At 35.5% G+C, this 23,036-nt stretch carries 26 protein-coding genes and 1 pseudogene; 12 read left to right on the top strand and 15 right to left on the bottom strand.

Annotation, left to right across the window (positions count from 1 at the left end; translation table 11 throughout):
- The first annotated feature begins 4 nt into the window (after positions 1 to 4).
- The 4 genes from OOL07_RS04625 to OOL07_RS04610 are packed head-to-tail and all read left to right on the top strand — an operon-like array spanning position 5 to position 2,958.
- The gene (locus tag OOL07_RS04625; RefSeq protein WP_264695327.1) at positions 5 to 355 is read left to right on the top strand and encodes a PilZ domain-containing protein; all 351 of its coding nucleotides are present in this window, start codon (positions 5 to 7) and stop codon (positions 353 to 355) included.
- A gap of 10 nt (positions 356 to 365) precedes the next feature.
- Complete coding sequence (locus OOL07_RS04620; protein WP_264695325.1) at positions 366 to 1,133, top strand: TatD family hydrolase; 768 nt, start codon at positions 366 to 368, stop codon at positions 1,131 to 1,133.
- A 14-nt stretch (positions 1,134 to 1,147) separates the two neighbouring features.
- Positions 1,148 to 2,353 carry a TerD family protein gene (locus OOL07_RS04615; RefSeq protein WP_264695323.1) on the top strand — a complete coding sequence of 402 codons (1,206 nt, stop codon included), beginning with the start codon at positions 1,148 to 1,150 and terminating at the stop codon, positions 2,351 to 2,353.
- A gap of 29 nt (positions 2,354 to 2,382) precedes the next feature.
- On the top strand, positions 2,383 to 2,958 hold the full coding sequence (locus OOL07_RS04610) for a TerD family protein (RefSeq protein ID WP_264695321.1): 576 nt from the start codon (positions 2,383 to 2,385) through the stop codon (positions 2,956 to 2,958).
- 2 nt (positions 2,959 to 2,960) lie between these two features.
- On the opposite strand, the pseudogene OOL07_RS09225 reads toward OOL07_RS04610, so the two are convergent.
- Both OOL07_RS09225 and OOL07_RS04595 read right to left on the bottom strand, forming a co-directional pair.
- Positions 2,961 to 3,370 (bottom strand): annotated as a pseudogene (locus tag OOL07_RS09225) (DUF6691 family protein).
- A 19-nt stretch (positions 3,371 to 3,389) separates the two neighbouring features.
- Entirely contained in the window at positions 3,390 to 3,824 is a 435-nt protein-coding gene (locus OOL07_RS04595; protein WP_264695317.1) for a YeeE/YedE family protein, read from the bottom strand.
- 35 nt (positions 3,825 to 3,859) lie between these two features.
- On the opposite strand from OOL07_RS04595, the gene OOL07_RS04590 reads away from it, so the two are divergent.
- A complete protein-coding gene (locus tag OOL07_RS04590) occupies positions 3,860 to 4,264 on the top strand; it encodes a hypothetical protein (protein ID WP_264695315.1) in 405 nt (134 codons plus the stop codon).
- Complete coding sequence (locus tag OOL07_RS09265) at positions 4,245 to 4,703, top strand: FkbM family methyltransferase (RefSeq protein ID WP_413774124.1); 459 nt, start codon at positions 4,245 to 4,247, stop codon at positions 4,701 to 4,703. Before OOL07_RS04590 ends, OOL07_RS09265 begins: the two co-directional genes overlap by 20 nt.
- 31 nt (positions 4,704 to 4,734) lie before the next feature.
- Here the strand turns inward: OOL07_RS09265 and OOL07_RS09260 are convergent, their stop codons facing one another.
- Complete coding sequence (locus tag OOL07_RS09260; RefSeq protein WP_413774123.1) at positions 4,735 to 4,899, bottom strand: c-type cytochrome; 165 nt, start codon at positions 4,897 to 4,899, stop codon at positions 4,735 to 4,737.
- Between the two features lie 677 nt (positions 4,900 to 5,576).
- Here OOL07_RS09260 and OOL07_RS04580 point away from each other — a divergent pair.
- From OOL07_RS04580 to OOL07_RS04565, 4 genes are all read left to right on the top strand, one after another.
- A complete protein-coding gene (locus tag OOL07_RS04580) occupies positions 5,577 to 6,320 on the top strand; it encodes a hypothetical protein (RefSeq protein ID WP_264695312.1) in 744 nt (247 codons plus the stop codon).
- 96 nt (positions 6,321 to 6,416) lie between these two features.
- Positions 6,417 to 7,061 carry an acyltransferase gene (locus OOL07_RS04575; protein WP_264695309.1) on the top strand — a complete coding sequence of 215 codons (645 nt, stop codon included), beginning with the start codon at positions 6,417 to 6,419 and terminating at the stop codon, positions 7,059 to 7,061.
- A gap of 391 nt (positions 7,062 to 7,452) precedes the next feature.
- Positions 7,453 to 8,142 (top strand): hypothetical protein, encoded by a 690-nt coding sequence (locus OOL07_RS04570; protein WP_264695307.1) that lies wholly within the window; start codon positions 7,453 to 7,455, stop codon positions 8,140 to 8,142.
- 60 nt (positions 8,143 to 8,202) lie between these two features.
- Positions 8,203 to 8,943 (top strand): hypothetical protein, encoded by a 741-nt coding sequence (locus OOL07_RS04565; RefSeq protein WP_264695305.1) that lies wholly within the window; start codon positions 8,203 to 8,205, stop codon positions 8,941 to 8,943.
- A gap of 63 nt (positions 8,944 to 9,006) precedes the next feature.
- Here OOL07_RS04565 and OOL07_RS04560 read toward each other — a convergent pair whose 3' ends face one another.
- A complete protein-coding gene (locus tag OOL07_RS04560; protein WP_264695304.1) occupies positions 9,007 to 9,567 on the bottom strand; it encodes a DUF937 domain-containing protein in 561 nt (186 codons plus the stop codon).
- A gap of 197 nt (positions 9,568 to 9,764) precedes the next feature.
- Between OOL07_RS04560 and fumC the strand changes: the two genes are divergently transcribed.
- Together fumC and rpoS are read left to right on the top strand one after the other, a co-directional pair.
- Positions 9,765 to 11,174, top strand: a complete 1,410-nt coding sequence (gene fumC / locus OOL07_RS04555) for a class II fumarate hydratase (protein ID WP_264695303.1) — start codon at positions 9,765 to 9,767, stop codon at positions 11,172 to 11,174.
- Between the two features lie 211 nt (positions 11,175 to 11,385).
- On the top strand, positions 11,386 to 12,303 hold the full coding sequence (gene rpoS / locus OOL07_RS04550) for an RNA polymerase sigma factor RpoS (RefSeq protein ID WP_264695301.1): 918 nt from the start codon (positions 11,386 to 11,388) through the stop codon (positions 12,301 to 12,303).
- 4 nt (positions 12,304 to 12,307) lie between these two features.
- Here rpoS and OOL07_RS04545 read toward each other — a convergent pair whose 3' ends face one another.
- From OOL07_RS04545 to serC, 11 genes are all read right to left on the bottom strand, one after another.
- Positions 12,308 to 12,736, bottom strand: coding sequence for an Mth938-like domain-containing protein (locus tag OOL07_RS04545; protein ID WP_264695299.1), 429 nt, complete (start codon positions 12,734 to 12,736; stop codon positions 12,308 to 12,310).
- 25 nt (positions 12,737 to 12,761) lie between these two features.
- Positions 12,762 to 13,043 carry an integration host factor subunit beta gene (locus OOL07_RS04540; protein ID WP_197745181.1) on the bottom strand — a complete coding sequence of 94 codons (282 nt, stop codon included), beginning with the start codon at positions 13,041 to 13,043 and terminating at the stop codon, positions 12,762 to 12,764.
- A 42-nt stretch (positions 13,044 to 13,085) separates the two neighbouring features.
- Complete coding sequence (gene rpsA, locus OOL07_RS04535; protein ID WP_264695297.1) at positions 13,086 to 14,762, bottom strand: 30S ribosomal protein S1; 1,677 nt, start codon at positions 14,760 to 14,762, stop codon at positions 13,086 to 13,088.
- A gap of 114 nt (positions 14,763 to 14,876) precedes the next feature.
- The gene (gene cmk, locus OOL07_RS04530) at positions 14,877 to 15,557 is read right to left on the bottom strand and encodes a (d)CMP kinase (RefSeq protein WP_264695295.1); all 681 of its coding nucleotides are present in this window, start codon (positions 15,555 to 15,557) and stop codon (positions 14,877 to 14,879) included.
- Between the two features lie 20 nt (positions 15,558 to 15,577).
- The gene (locus tag OOL07_RS04525) at positions 15,578 to 16,225 is read right to left on the bottom strand and encodes an HAD family hydrolase (RefSeq protein ID WP_264695294.1); all 648 of its coding nucleotides are present in this window, start codon (positions 16,223 to 16,225) and stop codon (positions 15,578 to 15,580) included.
- A gap of 41 nt (positions 16,226 to 16,266) precedes the next feature.
- The gene (gene aroA / locus OOL07_RS04520) at positions 16,267 to 17,595 is read right to left on the bottom strand and encodes a 3-phosphoshikimate 1-carboxyvinyltransferase (RefSeq protein WP_264695293.1); all 1,329 of its coding nucleotides are present in this window, start codon (positions 17,593 to 17,595) and stop codon (positions 16,267 to 16,269) included.
- Between the two features lie 30 nt (positions 17,596 to 17,625).
- Positions 17,626 to 18,480 (bottom strand): prephenate dehydrogenase, encoded by an 855-nt coding sequence (locus OOL07_RS04515; RefSeq protein ID WP_264695291.1) that lies wholly within the window; start codon positions 18,478 to 18,480, stop codon positions 17,626 to 17,628.
- Positions 18,480 to 19,589 (bottom strand): histidinol-phosphate transaminase, encoded by a 1,110-nt coding sequence (gene hisC / locus OOL07_RS04510; RefSeq protein WP_264695289.1) that lies wholly within the window; start codon positions 19,587 to 19,589, stop codon positions 18,480 to 18,482. The genes OOL07_RS04515 and hisC overlap by 1 nt, the downstream gene beginning before the upstream one ends.
- 14 nt (positions 19,590 to 19,603) lie before the next feature.
- Positions 19,604 to 20,698 carry a prephenate dehydratase gene (gene pheA, locus OOL07_RS04505; RefSeq protein ID WP_264695287.1) on the bottom strand — a complete coding sequence of 365 codons (1,095 nt, stop codon included), beginning with the start codon at positions 20,696 to 20,698 and terminating at the stop codon, positions 19,604 to 19,606.
- Between the two features lie 18 nt (positions 20,699 to 20,716).
- The gene (locus tag OOL07_RS04500; protein WP_264695285.1) at positions 20,717 to 21,880 is read right to left on the bottom strand and encodes a phosphoglycerate dehydrogenase; all 1,164 of its coding nucleotides are present in this window, start codon (positions 21,878 to 21,880) and stop codon (positions 20,717 to 20,719) included.
- Between the two features lie 53 nt (positions 21,881 to 21,933).
- Positions 21,934 to 23,016, bottom strand: a complete 1,083-nt coding sequence (serC, locus tag OOL07_RS04495; RefSeq protein WP_264695283.1) for a 3-phosphoserine/phosphohydroxythreonine transaminase — start codon at positions 23,014 to 23,016, stop codon at positions 21,934 to 21,936.
- Positions 23,017 to 23,036 lie beyond the last annotated feature (20 nt).

Here is a 23,036-nt window from a genome sequence, read left to right as displayed (position 1 = left end):
TCTTATGAGTGATATTACTGGATTGCCTTCTATTTATCATCTCTCTCTAACTATTAGGGATATTGATGCACTTTATCAAGCTTACATTCCATTTATAAAAAATGGAGGATTATTTATCCCTACTTCTAAGCACTATAAAATTGATGACAAAATATCAATACAATTCACTTTACTTAATGAAATAGAAGAAATAACCCTTTTAGGGAAAGTTATTTGGATTACTCCAGAGAGTGCTCATAGTAGAACTCCTGGAGTTGGGGTACAATTTGATTCAATTGATGATGATGTGTGTACTAAGATAGAAACCTATCTTGCCGATAGACTTAACTCTGAAAAGCCTACCTATACTATGTAATAAATAAATTATGCTTGTTGATTCCCATTGTCATATCAATTTAATTGACCAACCTGCTTCCCAAACTATAGAAGAAGCGCACCAATCTGGGGTAGGGCATATGCTATGTGTATCTGTAGATATGGAGAGTTTTCCAGAAATTTATAAAATTGCTCAAAAAAATGAAGATATTTCTATTTCGGTAGGAATTCACCCTAACAGTAGTGAAACTAAAGAACCTACTATAGATCAACTAATTGATTCTGGTTCTCTTCCGGAAGTAGTGGGTATTGGCGAAACCGGGTTAGATTATTTTCGTAGTGAGGGTGATTTGTCTTGGCAAAAAGATCGATTTATATCCCATATAACCGCTGCAAAGATTTGTAAGAAACCCTTAATTATCCACACAAGACAGGCAAAAGAAGATACTTTACGTATTCTAAAAGAAGAAGGTGCAGATGAAGTGGGCGGCGTACTTCATTGTTTTACTGAGGATTGGGATACTGCAAAAAAAGGAATAGATTTAGGGTTTTATATTTCTTTCTCTGGAATTATTACTTTCCCTAGTGCAAGGGATCTACAGCAGGTAGCTGCCAAAATTCCAGCAAATAGATTATTAATTGAAACCGATTCCCCTTACTTAGCTCCAGTTCCTTATCGGGGAAAAACAAACACACCAGCTTATGTGCAATATGTGGCAAAACACATTGCAGAGTTAAGAAAAACTTCATTGTCTTGTATTGAAGATATAACCACAGAGAATTTTTTCTCTTTGTTTACTCATGCAGCAAAACATTAGAATATTTTTAGCTTATGAATAATAGGGTAATTTTAACACCTGGCGGTAATACTCCTATAGAATCTACGCTACCGCTTTCTATAATAATTCACTACACTCCTATCTCTGGGGTGGATATTGATATATCAGCGTTTGCTCTAACTGCTGAAGGGAAAGTGCGTAGTGATGATGATATGTGTTTTTATAATCAAAATAATATTTTGGGTGGTACTCTTCGAATGAAAACTAGCTTAGTAGGAAAAGCTGAGTTTTCATTAGATCTACACTGCTTAGATTCTAGTATTTATAAAGTTGCATTAACTGCGACAATACATGAAAATAGAGCAGTATTTAATCAAGTTTTATCTTTATCATTAGGAATCAATGATAATATTGAATCTCAGATTCTTACCCAAGGAATGAAAGAGACTGCCTTGATTCTTGGAGAATTTTATTTACATAAAGATGTATGGAAATTTCGTTGTGTAGGACAAGGATTTGAAGGTGGTTTAGAGCCGCTGGCTAAGCACTTTGGTGTTGAAATTGCTGATGCCACACCACCTGTAACTACTAAAACAATAAATACGCAACAGTCCAACAAATCTAATCTTAACCTCAATAAAATTACCTTAGATAAGACCAGATCTAGTATTAGTTTAGATAAACCTAATTCAGCAGATTATGGTGAAATAAGAGTTAATCTAAATTGGAGCAGTAAGATACTTCAAGAAAGTAATAAAAGCGGAGGATTTCTTGGAGGTATTTTTGGTAACCAAAATAAAGGAATTGATCTCGATGTAGGTTGTCTTTTTGAGCTTAAAGATGGTAGTAAAGGCGTGGTGCAAGCATTGGGAAACGCATTTGGTGCTTTAGACTATCCCCCGTTTATTAAACTTATGGGAGATGATCGTACCGGATCGGTTTCTGGTGGGGAATGGCTTTATATTAATGGTAAAAAATGGAGTGAAATAAGGCGTATTCTAGTCTTTACTTTTATTTATGATGGTGTGCCTAGTTGGAAGGAAACCGATGGCGTAGTTACAGTTTTTGTACCTAATCATCCAGAAATTGAAGTTCGTCTTAATGACGAAGGAGGCGATTATAGAATGTGTGCAATTGCGCTTCTTGAGAATATTAATGATACGATTAAAGTAACACGCCGAGTAGATTTTCATCGAAGGCACGATGAAATGGATCATGTTTATCATTGGGGTTTACACTGGCGTGCAGGAACAAAATAATAGATAAAATAATCAATGGAGAATTTTTTATGGCATTAACTTTACAAAAAGGTGGTAACTTATCCTTATCAAAAACCGATCCAAGTCTGACTAAAATTATTATTGGTTTAGGTTGGGATCCAAGAGCTACCGATGGAGCTGAATTTGATTTAGATGCAAGTGTATTTTTATTAGGATCAAATGATAAAGTTCGTAGTGATGGCGATTTTATTTTTTATAACCAGTTAAAAAGCCCAGATGGTGCTGTAGAGCATACTGGGGATAATCGAACTGGAGCAGGCGATGGAGATGATGAGGTGATAAAAGTGGATTTAACTTTAATTCCCTCTGATGTGGAAAAGGTAGCATTTGCAGCCACTATCCACGAGGCAGATGCTCGCAAGCAAAATTTTGGTCAGGTGGGTAATTCATTTATTCGTCTTGTGAATGAAACCACAGGGACTGAAGTTGTTCGCTATGACTTATCAGAAGATGCTTCTACTGAAACCGCTATGATTTTTGCTGAAATATACCGCCATAATGATGAGTGGAAATTTAGAGCAATAGGTCAAGGCTACGTAGGTGGGCTACGTGCCTTAGCTAATAATTATGGTATCAATATTTAAACTTAAGTTTTAAGCTTAAATTCAAAAATACCCATACCTACTACCATTGCTATCACAAATGCAATAGCTTTCATTTCTCCAAATCCTAAATTCACTAAAGCAGGTCCAGGGCATAGCCCGGCTATGCCCCAGCCGATACCAAAAATAAGGCTTCCTAAAATGAGTTTTGAGTTAATTTGTTGGTGGTAGGGATTTTCATTTCAAAGCCTAAGAAGGATTTCACCCGCTGGCGTGCATACTTAAAAGAAACAAACCCTACGAAAACTGCTCCTAACATCACAAATGCTAAGGAAGGATCCCACTGACCTTTAATATCTAAAAATCCTAATACCTTCTCTGGAAATACCATACCAGAAATTAATAATCCTAAGCCAAATATCAGCCCAGTAAAAAACGAAGTAATTATTCCCATGTTAATTTTCTCTACCCATTTAAGTTAGTATATGCCTGATAAAATATACTGTCGCAAATCCTGCGATCATAAAAGTTAGGGTAGCTACCAAAGATCTAGGGGATAATCTAGATAAGCCGCATACTCCATGCCCAGAGGTACACCCTGATCCTAAGCGAGTACCTATACCAACTAGTAGACCCGCAGTAATTAATGCAATATAGCCAGCATCAATATTTATATTAATCAAGATAAATCCTGTATATGAGAGCAATAGAGGGGATACTATTAGCCCGCTAATAAATGCTATCCGCCATGCAAAATCATATCGAGTTGGGGTAAGCAATCCTCCAACAATGCCACTAATCCCAGCAATTCTTCCATTAAAAAATAAAAACATTCCTGCTGCAATACCTATTAATATTCCTCCACCTAGTGCAGTCCATGGAGTAAAAGCGTTCCAGTCAATTATCATAAAGATAAAACCCTCCAAATCTAGCTTATTACTTTATGTATAGATTATATAAAATTTTTCAATTTAAAATTTATTGGTATTTTATTCAAATTATTACACTTACCATTAGAGTAAAAAATACATACCATGATATGGCTTGTTTACCTATATCCACACTAAAGTGTACGATTGCTTATAATCAGTACGGTGGGTATTGTATTCCTCAGTCATCATCCTATCGTGCAGAGGCACAGAGTATTTTATTAGGCAAGGTATATGAGCCTAAAACTATTGAGTATTTGTTAACTCATTGTGGAGATGTGGAGATAAAGATATTATTCATGCAGGTACTTTTTTTGGTGATTTTTTACCAGCCTTATCAAGAGGAATTAGCGAGAACGCACTTATTTGGGCTTTTGAACCTAATACAGAAAATTTTCGCTGCTCAAGAATTACATTAGAACTACAAGAATTACATTAGAACTAAATGGGATTCAAAATGTTAGATTAGCTAACGTAGGTTTAGGAGTTAAAGCAGGACAGGCATTCATTAAAATAATTGATAATGAGGGCCAAGCACTAGGTAGTGGATCGTATATTAGTATTAGCCCATCACAAAAAGATACTGCTCAATACCAATCGACTAACGTTAGGACAATAGATGAAATTATTCCTAGAGATAGAGAGATTGGTATTATTCAGTTAGATGTAGAAGGATATGAAAAAGAAGCCTTATCCGGTGCACTCCAAACGATTCATCGTTGTTTACCTATTATTATTCTTGAAGTGAATAATAATATTTTAGTTCAAAGTACTTGGTTTTTAGAAAAAATACTGAGTATTGGATATAAAAAAACAGTTGCGTTACATAATAATTTTGTTTTTTTATGTAAGACATAATAAAAAAGAAAAGTTGCGATTATTCATAAATTTATAAATTACAGCTGATACCCCCTTTACACTCTCTCTTAAGAATTAAAATACCATCTGGGCGATATTTTCCTATCTCCGGATCGCTTTCTCTTTTTTTAGGTAGTAAGAGATCATATAGAGTAGGTACTGAGCCATTATGTAAGTAAGGAGCGGTTGACCAGATACCAGTCGTACTTTATAAGAATTGAGCTCTGCTAGTGGATCTGCAGACGTATTAGGATCGTAATTACCATGTCGGTTTGATGGCTTCATATCCCAATTATAAATTACCATTTTTAGTATATCGCTTGCTCGATCAAACCAGCGTTGAAAGAATAGCTTATCTAGATTTGGCGTGACGATTACATTTTGAGTGACTTGCGTGAGTAAAACAGCAGCGGTGCTATCATACCGATATAATTTTTCCCTCTATATTTATTCTTGACTCAGCCAACAGGTAATTTATCTGGGTTAGTAAAAATGTCTTCTTGGGGTAAATAACGAAAGCTCAATCTCTCTATTTTCCTTTGTTTTTTCTAATACTATAAAGAAATCATAGGTATTAAATCAGATCCTTGAGAGGTTGTGTAAAACCATAAACCCTCTGGAGCTGCCCAATTTTGCTTAAGATATAAGATACTCGATAAAATTGCTCCAATTAATAAAAAAGTAGTTGCTATTGAAAATACAATAAGTGTAATGATGTATCTTCTTAATATTTTTTTAGAAATTGAGCACTAATTTTATGATCACTCATCATAACTATCTTACCCCCTTATTTATCGCAATAAATGCATGATAAAATCTTAAAATACAGATGTTTATTAAACACAATCAAATTAAAGATTAAAAAATTAACTGATGCAAAGATATAAAAATAGATATATTAAGCTGGTTTTAATACTACTTCCTTCTTTTAGTATTGCTGCTGCGGATACTTACCCATATGATCCAAATATTCCATATAACAATACACCCCCGAGTAATACGCCATATGTGCCTAATCATCAGTACAATTCTGGTAGACCAGCAGTACCACCCCACGTAAATCAGTATCAGTATCAGAATCAGAATCTAAATTCGAGTCCAAATCAATTTAATCAAATATATAGTAGATCCAATACATGGGTTGGAGCAAAAGAATATGACCCCATTGATGAGCGTACAAATTATTATGTAACAGGGATGGCTACTACTGGAGAAAAAATAGTATTCCAGTGTATCCAAGGAAAATTGAATAGTTTTATCGAATGGCACAGATATATGGGATTCAGTACCCATCATTTATCTATCTATAGAGTTGATTACAAAATAGATCAGGGCGGAAGAAGAGAAACTAAATTAAGAGCAAACCAAGATAATGGAGAAATTACCTATATTTATGGCGGTTCTAATTGGTATAGCCCTTCAGATCTAATGGCACAATTTTCGGAAGGTAAGCATCGTGTCGTTATGCGGGCAACGCCAAATTATGAGGAAAGCGGCGAGCATGATAGAAATCCGCATTTTACGAATAGTAACCCTTTGTTTATTACTCTTGATTTACAGGGTGCTAAAGAGGCATTAAAACCTATACTAGATCATTGCGAATGGAGGCGTGAATAAATAAATGATTGCTTGGCTAGATAATGCAAAAATAATTAGCATATTTGCAGTGATTACTGATACATGTCTCGGGTAATGTGGAGAATTATAGCCAGTTTGGTACTGAAAATTGGTGGAAGTGGTGCACTTTTATTAGATCCTAAAAAAGCCAATGAAGATATAAGGGTATTTTATATGAAAAGGATCTCTAGAGTGGCTATTCCTATCGCTTTTTGGTCAACATTTTTTCTATTTTTTTGGTCTGCCGTTAAAGAATTAGTAAATGGTAAAGAATTAGTAAATGGAAGGACAATAGATTTACATGAGTTTTTGCTAAATTTATTGGAGGGAAAGCCTTATTATCATCTATGGCTTCTTTATATGATTGTTTTTCTTTATATGTTTACACCCATATTAAGAGTAGTAGTACATAATATTTCAAAAGAAGAAGCTATATTTTTTGTTGCACTTATGTTTATGCTATCCATCATGGATAACATGGGTGTATTTATTTTTGATAGGAAGCCTATATTCTTTTTTGAATTATTTTTATTGTATATCCCATATTTTCTTTTAGGTTACCTAATTAGTATAGATAATACGAAGCGTAGCTATAAAAATATTATAATTATATTCATATATCTCAGTGTTACAGTGATTCCTATGTCAGTCAGCATGATGTACATACTCAAATTATGGGCTAATCCTATTATTAGTTATAATTTTACTAAAACTCTATCATCTCCATGTCATTTTTCTTGATGTAATTGTACATGTAACACATAAGAAGTTAATTTATTCTGATAATCAGCTGATGTTGATACCATTAGAAGCTTTAACAGTTTTTATTATGTCACTTATTGTTTCTTTGATCATGCAGAAAATCCCTTATCTAAGAAGGACAATTTAATTATAATTAATACGTTGTTTAAATTACCAGCTTAATTCTAAATAAAATAGTTCGCATAATATATATTATGTTAAATAAAATTTATTATGGCTATCTATAGCTGAAAATATTTTTAATCATGCCTCTTAAATATAGATTCAATAACAAATTTTAGTTATATTTTTATAATAAATTATTTAAGATATATTAGTACCCTATAGCTTTCTTGATTTTAAAGAATAATATCCTATGGAGGGTTATTAAGTGAAAAAAATAAATAAATTTACTCAAAGATCTTTGAGTATTATTGGATTAGTAGGGCTAGTTACTGGGTTTTTTACTGGGTTTTTGCCTACAGTAAATGCAGAAGATACTACCGTTCCAACACCAGATACTACTGTTCCAACACTTCCAGCACCAACAACCACAATAACGCCTATCTCTGCTTCACCTTTAACCCCGGGAAGTCATGTTGCACATTTTAAAAGTCTTCCTGTATACGCTACTATAAGAATTACAGATAATAGTCTTAGATATGCCCCTATAATGGGAACTGTTGATGACTCCGATCAGGATGAACAATACAAAAGTGCTCTTGGTTATGATGGAGATCACTGTACACCACTAAGCCTCTCTATTACTAGCCAAAATTTAGCTCAAAATGCAGATAACGATGTAGCCATTACCCTATTTGGCGGGGCAACCCCTAATGCACTAAATACTATTACAGTAGGATTACCAGATACTGGTACAGTTAATTCTAACTCCACACCTTTTAGTTGCACTATCCCATTGGGGGGTAATAGTTGTACCTTTAGCACAAACAGTCCTGAGGCAACACACCTAACAGGGGTAAACTTCTTAGCTTTCCAAATACTAAATCCACCGAATGATAGCACAAGAATTTATACCACCCTTAAATCTCAATGTGATATTAAGTATTCTTTACCATAAAGATAGATGAGTATCTAGATACGTATTACCTTTTATAAAGTATTTTATGGAGAATTGTAAATGAAAAAGATAAATAAATTTACTCAAAGATCCTTGAGCATTATCGGATTGGTAGGATTAGTAATTGGATTTTCACCTATAGCAAATGCAGAAGATAATACCACCACTACTCCAGTGCCAACAACCCCTATTGCCGCTCCAGCCCCAACAACAGACACAGATCCTCTAGCTCCAGGATCTCATGTTGGAAGTTTTAGTAGCGTGCCTATGTATGCAACTATCAAAACTAATGGAAGCGGTTGGTTTAGCGATGATAATGCTAGATTTGCTCCTACTCTTGGTGTTGTTGAAGATAATAGTCAAGATAATAATTTTAAAGCTGCAACCGGTTATGATGGAGATCACTGCACGCCAATTAGCCTTACTGTAACTAGTGAAAATCTAGCTGAAAATACAAGTGACCCTGTATCAATTACCCTGTTTGGTGGTGCTACTCCTGATAAAATGAGCGTAATGCCAACCACAGGTACAGTAACTTCTGGTCCAAATGTTGCCCCTGACAATGACAATACCCCTAGTGATAATGCAAGCCAAAACACTATGTCTAACGGGCAAAATTTTGGCTGTACTATTCCAATAGGAAGTGCTAGTTGCACATTCACTGCTGATCCTAGTGCAGTTACTTCACCTGCAACAGGTATAAATTTCTTAGCTTATGAGATGCAAAATGCCCCATCTGATAGTACGAGAATCTATACTACCCTTAACTCATCATGCGATATTAAATATACTATTCCATAAGAAAGTAGTATGGCTTTGAACAAAAAAGAGGATGTATATACATCCTCTTTTTTGTTGGAGATATTATTTCTTTTTGCTTAAGAATCTTTCAAGAATCCCGCCAAACCCAGATTTTCCGCTTAAAAGAGAAGAAATAATACTAGTGCCTAAAGCAGAGGAACTACCTTGTAATAAAGAGTTTAATAACCCAGGTAGATCTTTATTTCCAGATGCACTATGTTGTTTTCCAAGATACCCCATAATTACAGGAGCTAAATAAACAAGAGCACCGGAAATTTTAGAAGAATCAACTCCGGTTTTGGAAGCAAGAGCTTCTTCAACAGAATTTCTATTTTCCCCTAATATATTTCCTAAAATTTTGTGCCCATCTACAGCTGCATTTTCATGGTCTAAAGATCCAGATATTTTATCTAAAATACTTCCATCATGTTGCTCTAGAGCTTTTGACAAGCTTTCCTCTCCCTCTTTGCTAGAGGAGGAATTTTTATGAAGCATCTCTAATAGCATTGGTGCTGCTTCATTAAGCATTGCACTGACTTCTTTATCCGTAGATCCTATTTTTTTACTGATTTCACTAATAATCTGAGAACCAGTCTCTCCTTGTAATAATTCTGAAATATTCATTTTTTACTTATCTCTTAAATTGTTAATAAAAAATTTATTAGCATATATATATTTATAAAATTATTGATTAGTTAATTTTGCACCTATTCATTTTCATTCAAATAGGTTTTTTAGGAAACCTAAATCAAATTAGTTGTTCTATTAGGTGCTAATAAACACGCTCCTACAGGAAAGTTAACATAGATAGGCTGAAATATATGACAAATACAGAAAAAAAAAGAACTCGTATTGAGAAAGATAGCTTTGGAGAGATAGAGGTCCCTATAAATCGTTACTGGGGGGCGCAAACTCAAAGATCTGTTATCTACTTCTCTATTGGAGAAGAGCTTATTCCTAAAGAAGTGATTAGATCTTTTGGGCTACTTAAAAAAGCAGCTGCTCTTGCAAATGCAGATCTAAATAAACTTCCTATAGGTAAAGCTCAAATTATTGCTCAAGTAGCAGATGAAATTATTAATGGAAAGCTCAACAAGCATTTTCCACTCCATGTTTGGATGACAGGAAGTGGTACTCAAGCAAATATGAATATTAACGAGGTAATTGCTAATCGAGGAATCGAGATTTTGGGAGGGATTATCGGTAGCAAATCTCCCATTCACCCTAATGATCATGTCAATCTATCTCAATCTTCAAATGATACTTTTCCAACTGCTATGCATATCGCCGCTGCTGTAACTATTCAACATCAGCTACTTCCTTATGTAGAAGGATTAAGAAATGCACTTTACGAAAAAGAAACCCAATTTAGCCATATTGTTAAAATTGGCCGTACTCATTTACAAGATGCTGTTCCTCTTACTTTAGGCCAAGAATTTTCTGGCTATGTTGCACAACTTAATGACAATATAAAAAGAATAAAATCTACTCTACCAGAGCTTTACGAATTAGCAATCGGAGGAACTGCAGTAGGAACGGGATTAAATGCACCTATTGGCTTTTCAGAAAAAGTATGTACTTATCTTAGAGAATTTACAGAACTTCCCTTCTTACCTGCTGCTAATAAGTTTGCTGCACTTGCAGCACATGATGCGATGGTAATGACAAGTGGTGTGCTTAAAACACTTGCATGCTCTCTTATGAAGATCGCAAATGATATTAGATGGTTAGGATCAGGTCCGCGTTGTGGCTTAGGAGAGTTACTCTTACCGGAAAATGAGCCAGGCTCTTCAATTATGCCAGGTAAAATTAACCCTACTCAATGTGAGGCAATCACTATGATTGCAGCCCAAGTGATAGGAAATGATGCTGGTATTGGAATTGCAGGATCTCAAGGGAATTTTGAATTAAATGTATTTAAGCCAATGATTATATTTAATTTAATTCAGTCTATAAGAATTTTATCTGATGGATGTCGTAATTTTAGCCAATTTCTAATAAAGGATTTAAAGGCAGATGAGAATAAAATAGCCAGCTATGTAGAGCAATCACTTATGTTAGTGACAGCGCTTACTCCAAAAATTGGTTATGATAAGGCGGCGGAAATCGCCTATTATGCCCATCACAAAAATCTGTCCTTAAGACAAGCCTGTTTAGAGCTAAATATACTTTCATCTAGCCAATTTGATGATCTTATAGATCCAATTTTGTTTACTCAGCCTTCTGGTTGAATACATAAAGCTTATCGGTTCATTTAAACTATATATCCAGATGATCGGAACAGTATATATTATATTAAGCAGAGTTTATTTTGTTAAAAAATTAGTAAAATCAATTACAAATAAATAATTACCCATAATTTTAATTTATGGCACGAAAGTAGCATATTAGATATTTAGAATAAACATATCGCTAGTAATACTTAGCAAAAAGGAGAATATCTTGTTTACATCAGTGCCAGAACATTACAAAACGCAGAAGGAAATTCATCCAAAAAATTCTTCAGCTTCAAAATATAATAACGTGCTGGAGATCGATAGCACTAGACAATACCTAAATGAAATTCGTGCAACACCTCTACTCACAGCAAAAGAGGAGGTGTACTATGCACGTCTAGCTAAAAAAGGAGATGGTATTGGGCGTAAAAAAATGATTGAAAGCAACCTTCGGCTTGTTGTGAAGATTGCAAAACGTTATATAAATCAGGGATTATCATTACTTGATTTAATCGAGGAAGGTAATTTAGGGCTTATTCATGCTGTAGAAAAATTTGATCCAGAGATGGGATTCCGATTTTCCACTTATTCTGCTTGGTGGATCAGACAATCTATTGAGCGAGCACTAATGAATCAGACAAGAACAATACGTTTACCAGTTTATATTATAAAAGAAATAAAGAGTTATCAGAAAGTTGCTAAGAATCTAACTCAAGAATTAAAACACGATCCAAGTTTTCAAGATATAGCACTACAAATCGATAAACCGACTGAAGAAGTGAGAAGGATATGGAATTTTAAGCAAAACAATACTATTTCTATGGATGAAAATAGAGATGATAAGGAGGTAAATTTTCTGAATAATATTCCAGATGATAGTTCGCTTAGTCCTGATATGTTACTGCAAAAACAAGATATACAATTAAAATTTAACTCTTGGGTAGATCAGTTAAATAAAAAACAAAAAGAAGTAGTAGCAAGGAGGTTTGGACTTTTTAGTCATGAACCACAAACGCTAGAGCAAATTGGTAATACCATTGGTATTACTAGAGAACGTGTCCGCCAGATCCAAATAGAGGCCTTAAAAAAATTAAGGCAAATTTTAGATAAAGAAGAGATCTCAAGCGATTTAATCTTTCATTAAATTGTCACTTAATTAATAGTGCTGCAGCTACTCTACGGCTTTCATTAACAAGAATATTATAAGTTCTACATGCTGCAGCAGTACTCATAAACTCTACACCTATCCCATGATCGAATAATTTTTTAAATAAAGAAGGAGGCGGAAAAAAGAGGTTATTTCCTGTACCTAGTAGAATAACTTCAGGATTTATATCCAAGAATACCTCAAAATACCCCTCCTTTAATTCATCAAAAGTTCTAGGAGTCCATTCCCTAACTTTATCTCTCGTAAGAATTACACTATGGCGTATTATTTGTTTTCTCTTTTCTTGAAAATTTTTACTCTCTCCACCACCTAATATTAATGGAGTTGGAGAAAAAATTTCTATATACCCTATACCATAGGATTTCACTATATAAGAGTCATTTATTCTTTCATCTACCCCGAACTTCATTGTAGACAATAACGAGTTTACTTCACTACAAATTATCTACTCTTTTTCTTAATTCCTTGCCTGCTTTAAAATGAGGAATATATTTAGGCGGAAGAGATACTAACTCTCCTGTCTTCGGATTACGACCAGTTCGAGGAGGACGATAGTGTAGAGAAAAACTCCCAAATCCACGAATCTCAATTCGTTGATTATCTGATAATGATTTACTCATTAATTCCAGTAGAACTCGAACGGCATCGTCTACATCTTTATGTGACAATATCTTTTGCTGCTGAGTGAGCTGATCAATCAAGTTCGATTTAGTCATAAATAATCCCTAATTCTTTGAAGGAATTAATAAGGTATAGCACTACTCATTATTTTCTTTTCTTTCTATTTGTTCTTTAAGAATATCTCCTAAAGTAGTCGTTGAGGTGCTTAAGTTAATATCAGAATACTCCTTAATTGCTTCTGCCTCTTCCTCAATATCTTTTGCTTTGATAGAAATAGTAATTATTCTATTTTTACGATCAATATTGGTAAGTTTAGCTTCTATTTCATCACCAACCTTCAATAGATGTGAGGCATCGTCTACCTTCTCTCGAGAAATATCAGCAGCACGTAACTGCCCTTCTACCCCACTACCTAAGTCAACAATTGCTCCTTTGCTTTCAATGCTCTTCACTATACCTTTTACAATACTACCTTTTGTATTATGAGTAATATAGCTAGAGAACGGATCACTTTCCAATTGCTTAATTCCTAAAGAAATTCTCTCTCTCTCAGGATCCACTGCTAAAATAACAGTATTAATTTGTTCACCTTTCTTGTAATTATGAATTACATTTTCCTCAGTGCTATGCCAAGAAATATCTGAGAGGTGAATTAATCCATCAATGCCTCCTTCTAAACCGATAAAGATACCAAAGTCAGTAATAGATTTGATTTCGCCTGAAATTTGATCGCCCTTATTATATTTCTGAGAAAATTGATCCCATGGATTAGGTTGGCATTGTTTCATCCCTAATGAAATGCGTCGGCGCTCCTTATCAATATCGATAATTACAACTTGAACTTCATCACCTACCTGAACTATCTTTGAAGGATGAATATTTTTATTAGTCCAGTCCATTTCGGACATATGAACTAATCCTTCTACCCCTGGTTCAATTTCAACAAAACAGCCATAATCAGTAACATTAGTTATCCTGCCTGTAAGCGGTGTATCACCAGATGTTCGCTCAGTTAAATTCTTCCAAGGATCTTCTTCTGTTTGTTTAAGCCCGAGAGATACGCGTTGACGTTCTTTATCGAATTTTAGTACTTTAACTGAAATTTTATCATCAATGCTCACTATATCAGATGGATGCTTAATCCGGCGCCACGACATATCAGTAATGTGAAGCAATCCATCTAAGCCTCCTAAATCAACAAAAGCACCATAATCGGTTAAATTCTTTACAGTACCAGTAACAATCTTTCCTTCTTCTAAATTAGCTAACAGAGCTTCTCGCTCTGCACCATGTTCGGCTTCCATTACTGCACGCCTAGAAACCACAATGTTATTTTTTTGTCGATCTACTTTAATTAACTTAAAATCTAGGTTCTTACTTTCTAAATAATTAGATTCTCTAATAGGTCGTACATCAACCAACGATCCTGGTAAAAAAGCACGTACTCCGTCTAAATCAACGGTAAAACCACCCTTTACCTTGCCTGTTAAGGTACCAGTAACGACTCCTCCTGTAGTAAAGGATTTTTCTAAATTATCCCAAACTCGGACAGCTTTAGCCTTTTCTCGGGAAAGTCTTGTAGCACCAAAACCATCCTCAATAGTCTCTAGAACAACTTCAACTTGATCTCCTTTCTGAACGCTTATATTTCCATCGCTATCCCGAAATTGATCTGCTGGAATTTCTCCCTCTGATTTAAATCCAGCATTAACAATTACTATATCAGGTCTAACCTCTATAACTGTTCCTAGTTTAATTGTTCCTGGGGCTTCTAATTGACTTTCCTCAAGCAATTGTGCAAAGCTTTCGCTCATTAATTTCACCAAAATCCTTAATTTGCGGAATATACTAGATTAACTAGATAATAATCTGCAGTTTATGTGTTTATTAATTAGTCCCAGCATAAATAATGCTATAGACTTCCCATTTTAAATGCTTAAATCTTTATGAACTTCTAAAAGTACTTGCTGGAATACCTCATTAATACTCATTGCCGTGGAATCTATGATGGTAGCACTCTCAGCCTTACGCAATGGAGAAATACTGCGATTACAATCTCGCTTATCCCTCTCAACAACTTCTTTTTCTATAGTGGTGAGATTAGCACTTATACCTTTTTCTTTCAACTGGTTATAGCGTCTTAGAGCACGTTTTTTTGGGCTTGCTGTTAAGAAAAATTTAAATACTGCATCTGGAAAAACTATGGTACCCATATCTCTACCATCAGTAACTAACCCTGGCAGTTTACGGAAATTTCGTTGTTTTTTGAGTAAAGATTGGCGTACGGCAGGTAGTGTAGCTAATTTAGAGGCAGTAGCTGCATTATCTTCACTACGAATTTCTTGGCTAATATCTAGTTTATCCCAAATAATTTTAAGTCCTGATGTAAATAAGAAAAATTGAATATCTAATTCTTCTATAAGAGAAGATAGTTTATCTTCATCGGATAGGGAAATTTCACGCTTATTTGCTACTAAAGCTAAGATACGATATAGAGCACCACTATCCAAATAATTCCAATTTAAGTAAATGGCAAGTTTTTGTGCTAACGTACCTTTTCCAGAACCACCGGGACCATCTATAGTAATGACTGGAATATTTATATCCATTAAATATGTTTATAGATAACCTAAGTGAGTAACCAGTGATGAAGTTCTGTCACTGAATCAAGACAACTTATTGGGGAAAATTCCTCCAGACGCTTTTTCTCATGCACGCCGTAACTAACAGCTAAAGCGTCCACTCCAATATTTTTAGCCATTAAAATATCATATTCTGTATCACCCACCATTAAAGTTTCATGTGTATCTACTTGGGTATCTTCCATAATTTCTTGTAGCATCTTAGGGTTGGGTTTAGATTCAGTTTCCTCTGCACATCGAGTAGTATAAAAATAATCCTTAACCCCAGAATCTGATAAGGCTTGGTTCAATCCAGATCTGCCTTTACCTGTGGCAATAGCCATTAAATAATTATGTTTATGCAGCTGATCTAATAACTGTGGAACGCCATCAAAAAGTTGGCTACTCGAAGGATTACTAAAATAGTGAAATCGATATCGTTCCCCTATAGTTTTCAAGTGAGATGAATCTGAATTAGGATATAGCGTATATAGTGCTTCTTTTAAACCTAATCCAATTACATTACGTAATTCGTTATCTGTACGTTGCGGAAGATCTAATTCCTGAATAGTTTTACGCATACTATCCACAATATGCCGCTCAGAATCCATAAGCGTGCCATCCCAATCAAATACAATGAGTTTATAAGAACGCATAAATTAGATTTAAATAATTAAAAGATATTTCAATTTGTATGCTAAATAGCACGGATTGCTAATCCAGCATTTGAAGCTAGTTCTAAAAACCCTGGAAAAGAAGTAGCTACATTCGCGCAGTCATTAATTGTAATAGCATCTTGAGAAGCAAGAGCTGCCATCGCAAACGACATGGCACAGCGGTGATCACCGTGACTATAGACTAATCCCCCTTTAATTTTTCCGCCTTCAATAATAATCCCATCTGGTGTGGATTGAGCTTTAATTCCTAAAGTATTTAAGCCATCTGCCATTACCTGAATACGATCACTTTCTTTAACCCGTAACTCTTCTGCTCCAGATAAAGTAGTGGTTCCTTTAGCACAAGCCGCAGCAATAAATAAAGCAGGGAATTCATCGATAGCAAGGGGAACTAAGTGTTTAGGGATATCAATGCCATGTAATTGGCTTGAGCGAACATAAATGGTACCTACTGACTCACCACCTACCGTGCCTAGTTCTTCTACTTCTATTTGTGCTCCCATAAGTTTAAGAATATTGATAATTCCAGTACGGGTTGGATTAATACCTACATGTTCTAGGATAACTTCTGATCCTTGGCTAATAGCTGCACCAACCATAAAAAAGGCAGCAGAAGATATATCTGCTGGAATATCTATCTCTGTACTATGTAGTTTTCTGCCCCCCATAATACAAATACTGTTATCCTTCTTCTCTATAGGATAACCAAATCCAGCAAGCATTTTTTCAGTATGATCTCGAGTAGGAGCTGGTTCAGTGATACAAGTCTTGTCTTTTGCATAAAGTCCTGCAAAAATCAAGCTAGATTTTACTTGGGCACTTGCAATAGGCATATTATAATTAATACCATTTAAAGCTCGATTTCCATGAATATATAAAGGGGGGGTTCCTTTATCTGTGGTTTCAATAACAGCCCCCATTTGGGCTAAAGGATCACATACTCTTTTCATAGGACGTTTGGAAAGCGAGATATCGCCTTCTAAAGTAGTATCAAAAGATTGACCAGAAAATAATCCTGCTAATATTCGCATTGAAGTACCAGAATTACCTAAATAAATAGGGTCGCTAGGAGCTTGTAAGCCGTGTATACCTACTCCAAAGATTTCCACCTTACCGTTTTCCGGTCCTTTAATAAGGACTCCTAACTCACGAAAAGCCTTCAAGGTGGCTAAAGTATCTTCACCCTCTAAAAACCCAGTAATAGTGGTCTTACCTTCAGCTAAAGCCCCCATCATGATAGAGCGATGAGAAATAGATTTATCTCCAGGTACTCTTATATGACCCAAAAGAGATTGACTAGGTAATACAACAAAAATAATCAAGTTATCTGAAGATTGGGTCAAGGACATATTTTTTCTTTTAGTCTAAGTTAGTCTAGTCTATAGATAAGAATCTCGAATGGATTTTGCTCGAGTAAATAGCTCTGTGAGCGTATTTGCATCCTGCTGAAGAATTGCCTCCCTAATATCTCCTAGCTTATCTATATATTGATCAATTAAATTTAACAGTGGGATATGATTAGCGATACAAATATCTCGCCACATAATCGGATTGCTACTTGCAACCCGAGAAAAATCTCGAAATCCACCGGCTGAAAATTGTAAAAAATCTTCTGGGTGTTCACATTGGCTAAATAAATCAACTAGAGCATAAGCAAGAATATGAGGGAGATGACTAGTCATCGCTAATACTTCATCGTGATGAGAAATACTTACTTTCACAACAGTTGCACCAGTGTATTCCCACATTTTAGTTACTTGTTCAATTGCTAAAGGGTTATTTTCTGGTAGAGGCGTTAAAATAACTTTATGATGAACAAATAATCGGGAATCAGCTGACTCTGGTCCATTTTTTTCAATTCCCGCAATAGGATGACCAGGTATAAAATTATGAAGATGCGATCTAAGATAAGCGTAGGCGAATTTAGTAACCACCCCTTTTGCACTTCCTACATCAGTCATAATAGTTTGAGCACTTAAATCAGGTGCTATTTTCTGAAATAAACCCTTCATTGCACCCACAGGTACTGATAACACAACTATATCAGCCTCTCTTAGGGCATCTTTAAGATTAGCCTCTACCCGATCAGCAATGCCTAAATTTAATGCTTTTTCCCTATGTTCGGCACTACAATCATAGCCTATAACTTCATTTACTGCTCCACGACGTTTTAGTGCGAGTGCAAGAGAGCTACCAATTAACCCAAGGCCTACGATACATAAGCGTTGGATCATTAGATTTCCTCAAGTACTTGTTTTATAGATTGAATAAAAAAGGTATTTTCTTCTTTCGTACCTACCGTAACTCGTAAATGGTTAGGTAGTCCATAGTTTACAATAGGTCTTACAATCACTCCCTTTGCAAGTAAAGATTCATAAATCACATCAGCAGTTCTTCCCATATCTACTGTAATGAAATTTGCTACAGAGGGAATATAAGCTAGCCCTAGTTGAGTAAATGCCTCTACAAACTGCTTCATCCCTTCACGGTTTATTTTTAAACTACGCTGGATATGCTCTTGATCCTCTAACCCAGCTAGAGCAGCAGCTAGTGCAAGATTATTGACATTAAATGGGGGGCGTACCCTATTCATCAAGTCAGCTAAATCAGGATGGGATAAACCATAGCCAATACGTAATCCAGCAAGCCCATATACTTTGGAAAAAGTTCGAGTAATTAATAGATTATGATGGCGATTAAGCCAATCTATAGATCTAGGATAATCTTTTTCATCCACATACTCATAATAAGCTTCGTCTAACACTACAAACACATGTTTAGGGATAGAATCTAAAAAAGATTCTAATTCGTGGCGAGATAGCCATGTACCTGTTGGATTATTTGGATTTGCAATATAAATAAGTCGAGTACGATCATTGATTGCTGCAGCCATCGCTATTAAATCATGACCAAAGTTTTTAGCAGGAATTTCCCTTCCTTTTGCACTTTGAATTTTAGTTAATAACGGATAAAGAGCAAAGCAATATTGGGAATAAAGTACTTCATGAGACTCAGAGATAAAAATACGAGCTATAAAGTCCAATAAATCACTGGAACCATTGCCTAGGGTAATATATTCTGAATTAACATCTAAATGAGAAGACAGCGCAGATTTAAGAAGAAACCCACTCCCATCTGGATATCGGGAGATCCCTTTAAGTACATTATTCATTGCTTTTAATGCAAGGGGGCTAGGTCCTAGAGGATTCTCATTTGAAGCCAGTTTAATCGCATTTTCTACTCTATATTCCCGCTCTAGTTCCTCAATAGGTTTACCAGGCTGATAAGGAGTAAGACTTTGCACTCCTGCTGATGCAAATTGAGTAAATAAATTTTCAGTCATTAATATTTGATCATCTACAAAACAGCTTTTGGATAAGATCCTAAAAGCTTAAAAAAAGAGGCTTGTTTTTTTAATTCAGATAACGCATCCACCATGCTGGGTGAATCTTGATGACCTTCCAAATCGATAAAAAAGGTATATTCCCATAACTGACCACATCGAGAAGGTCTTGATTCTAAATGAGTCATACTAATCTGATTTTCTGCTAGCGGCCGAAGTAAGCTATATAGTAATCCTGGTTGATTTGGTCCAGAAATAAGTAGTGAAGTTTTATCATTTCCACTAGATGTTATTTTTTGAGTACCAATAATAAGAAAGCGAGTAGTATTTCTAGGATTATCTTCTATATAGGATGCCAAACATTGTAGGTTATAAATTTTTTGAGCACGCTCTCCTGCAATCGCAGCACAATTTAGCTCATTGACAGCTCTTTGGGCTGCCTCTCCATTACTATTGACTGGAATCCGTTCACAAGATGCTTCTAAATGAGTATCTAACCATTTCCTACACTGAGCTAGTGCTTGAGGATGAGCGTACACCCGATCTATATTAGCGATAGCACTATTGCTGCTTAATAAGTGATGATGGATAGCAAGTTCAACTTCGCCACAAATTTGTAAGGATGTGTTAAAAAACTCGTCTAAAGTATGAGTAATTGCTCCCTCTATAGAATTCTCTACAGGAACAACTCCGTAATGGGCTAAACCCTCCTCCACATTTCGAAAAATATCGCTAATTCCTGTAACAGATCTAGCATTAACTGATAAACCAAAGTGTTTTAATACAGCTGCCTCAGTAAATGTTCCTTCTGGACCTAGATAGGAAACTGTTAAAGGTGTTTCTAATGCAAGACAGGCAGACATAATTTCACGAAATAGCCGAGCCATTTCCTTTCCACCTAGTGGTCCTTGGTTACGTGAAATTACTCGGCGTAATATATCTGCTTCACGCTCTGGGCGAAAACAGCTTGCATCCATATCCAGTGATTTCTTCAACTGTGCTGTTTTGCAAGCTAATTTTGCCCTATCGCTAATTAATTTTTGTATCTGCTCATCTATAATATCAATTTCTGCTCTAATTTTTTGTAGCTGTAATTGATTACCATCCATAATTGATGAGCAGCAAATTTATAAAACCCGTACTGAAAATATTCCTGAAGTATTGCGAAGCATATTGAGTAAATTTCCTGGAATATGTTGATCAATATCAATAAGAGTATAAGCAAGATTACCTTTTGATCTATTAATCATATCTACAATATTAAGACCTTGGTGAGCAATATGGGTAGAAATTTGTGCTACCATGTTAGGCACGTTAGCATTAATGATGGCAAGCCGCCAACCTTCAGTTCTAGGTAACATAGCATCTGGAAAATTTACTGAATTACGCACTGCGCCATCCTGCAAGAAATCACGGATTTGCTCGGAAATCATTATGGCACAATTTTCCTCTGCTTCATGGGTTGAGGCACCAAGGTGAGGTAACGTAATAATTTGTGGATGTCCCTTTAAGTGGTTTCCTGGAAAATCACAGATATAGGCAGCAATTTTACCTCCTTTAATTGCTTTGACAATTGCCTCTTCTACTACAATTTCTGCACGAGCAAAATTAAGTATTCTTGCTCCTTTTTTAATTCCGGCTAAACTTTTTTCATTAATAAAACCTTTCGTTGAATCTACTAAGGGAACATGCAGGGATAAGAAATCTACTTGAGATAAAAGATACTCTAAGCTTTCTGCTTGTTCTACACTGGCTGATAATGCCCAAGCACGATTAACAGTAATCTGCGGATCATAACCAATCACCCGCATCCCTAAATTTAGAGCAGCATTTGCGACTTCAACACCAATTGCTCCTAGTCCTACAATACCTAGGGTTTTTCCAGGCAACTCAATACCTACAAATTTCTTTTTTTGCGATTCTACTTCTAAGTGAATTTGATCATCAGTTCCAGTTAAAGCAGCAGCTGCTTGCCATGCTTGACAAATATTTCTTGCAGATAAAAATAATCCTGCAAGCACTAATTCTTTCACTGCATTAGCATTTGCTCCAGGCGTATTAAATACAGCAATGCCTTGCTTGCTTAATTTAGATACTGGAATATTATTAGTACCTGCCCCTGCACGACCTACCGCTTTTAGCGTAGAGGGAATAGCCATATCATGCATATTATAAGAGCGTAAAAGAATAGCATCTGGGTGTTTTGATTCTGAAACTATTTCATAGTGATCTTTAGAGAGTCGTTCTAACCCTTTTTCAGAAATATTATTTAATACTTGAATCTTATACATAAAATACTCCCACTCTACTATATGGTTATAGTGCTAAGATGATTGATAATTAACTATCCTTTGGTACGCTCAAATTCTTTCATAAAATCCACTAAAGCGTTGATACCTTCTTGAGGCATTGCGTTATAAATACTTGCCCTCATTCCACCAACAGATCGATGTCCTTTTAAATTTGCTAATCCTGCTTGTTTAGCTTGATTAAGAAATTGCTCATCTAAATTAGAATTAGCTAAGATAAAAGGTACATTCATCCAAGAGCGGCATGTTGGATCTACTGGGTTAGTGTAAAAACTACTATTATCAACAAATCCATAGAGAGTCTCTGCTTTTTTATGATTTATTTCTGCCATAGCCGCAAGCCCGCCTTTTTTCTTCAACCACTTAAATACTAGACTAGAGATATACCATGGATAAGTAGATGGGGTATTGTACATAGAATTATTTTTAGCGTGGATTTGATAGTCAAACATAGTAGGTGTTCCAGATAGTGTTTGACCTATCAAATCTTCTCGGACGATAATGATTGTTAATCCTGCACAGCCAATATTCTTTTGTGCTCCCGCATAAATCACACCAAATTTGCTAACATCGATAGGTCGAGATAACAGAGTAGAAGACATATCCACCGCAAGAGGTACATTACCTATTTCTGGAATCCAGTGAAACTCTACTCCAGCAATAGTTTCATTAGGAGTGTAATGGAAGTAGGCTGCCTCTGAATTTAAATTCCAGTCTTGTTGAGCAGGAATATGAGTAAATTTAGTACTCTTAGTATTTGCAACGACATTTACTTCACAGAATTTTTGTCCTTCTTCTATCGCTTTTTCGGACCAGTGTCCTGTGCATAGATAATCTGCTTTTTTCTTACCACGTAATAAATTCATAGGTACCATAGCAAATTGAGTTGCAGCACCTCCTTGTAAAAATAATACTTTGTAGTTACTCGGGATTGACAGTAACTCTCTAAAATCTGCTTCAGATTCTTCAGCAATCTCTGTATATTGCTTGCCTCGATGAGACATTTCCATGACTGACATTCCCGTATTATGCCAGTTAAGTATCTCATCCCTTGCTTGCTCCATGACCTCACTGGGAAGCATTGCTGGACCAGGACTAAAATTATAGATACGTGCCATTGCCTCTAATTCCTCAATAA

It is taken from the genome of Candidatus Nitrosacidococcus sp. I8, from assembly GCF_945836005.1.
Classification (GTDB): Bacteria; Pseudomonadota; Gammaproteobacteria; order Nitrosococcales; family Nitrosococcaceae; genus Nitrosacidococcus.
Note: the sequence above shows the minus strand (reverse complement) of the source record. Positions and strands in the feature narration are given on the sequence as shown.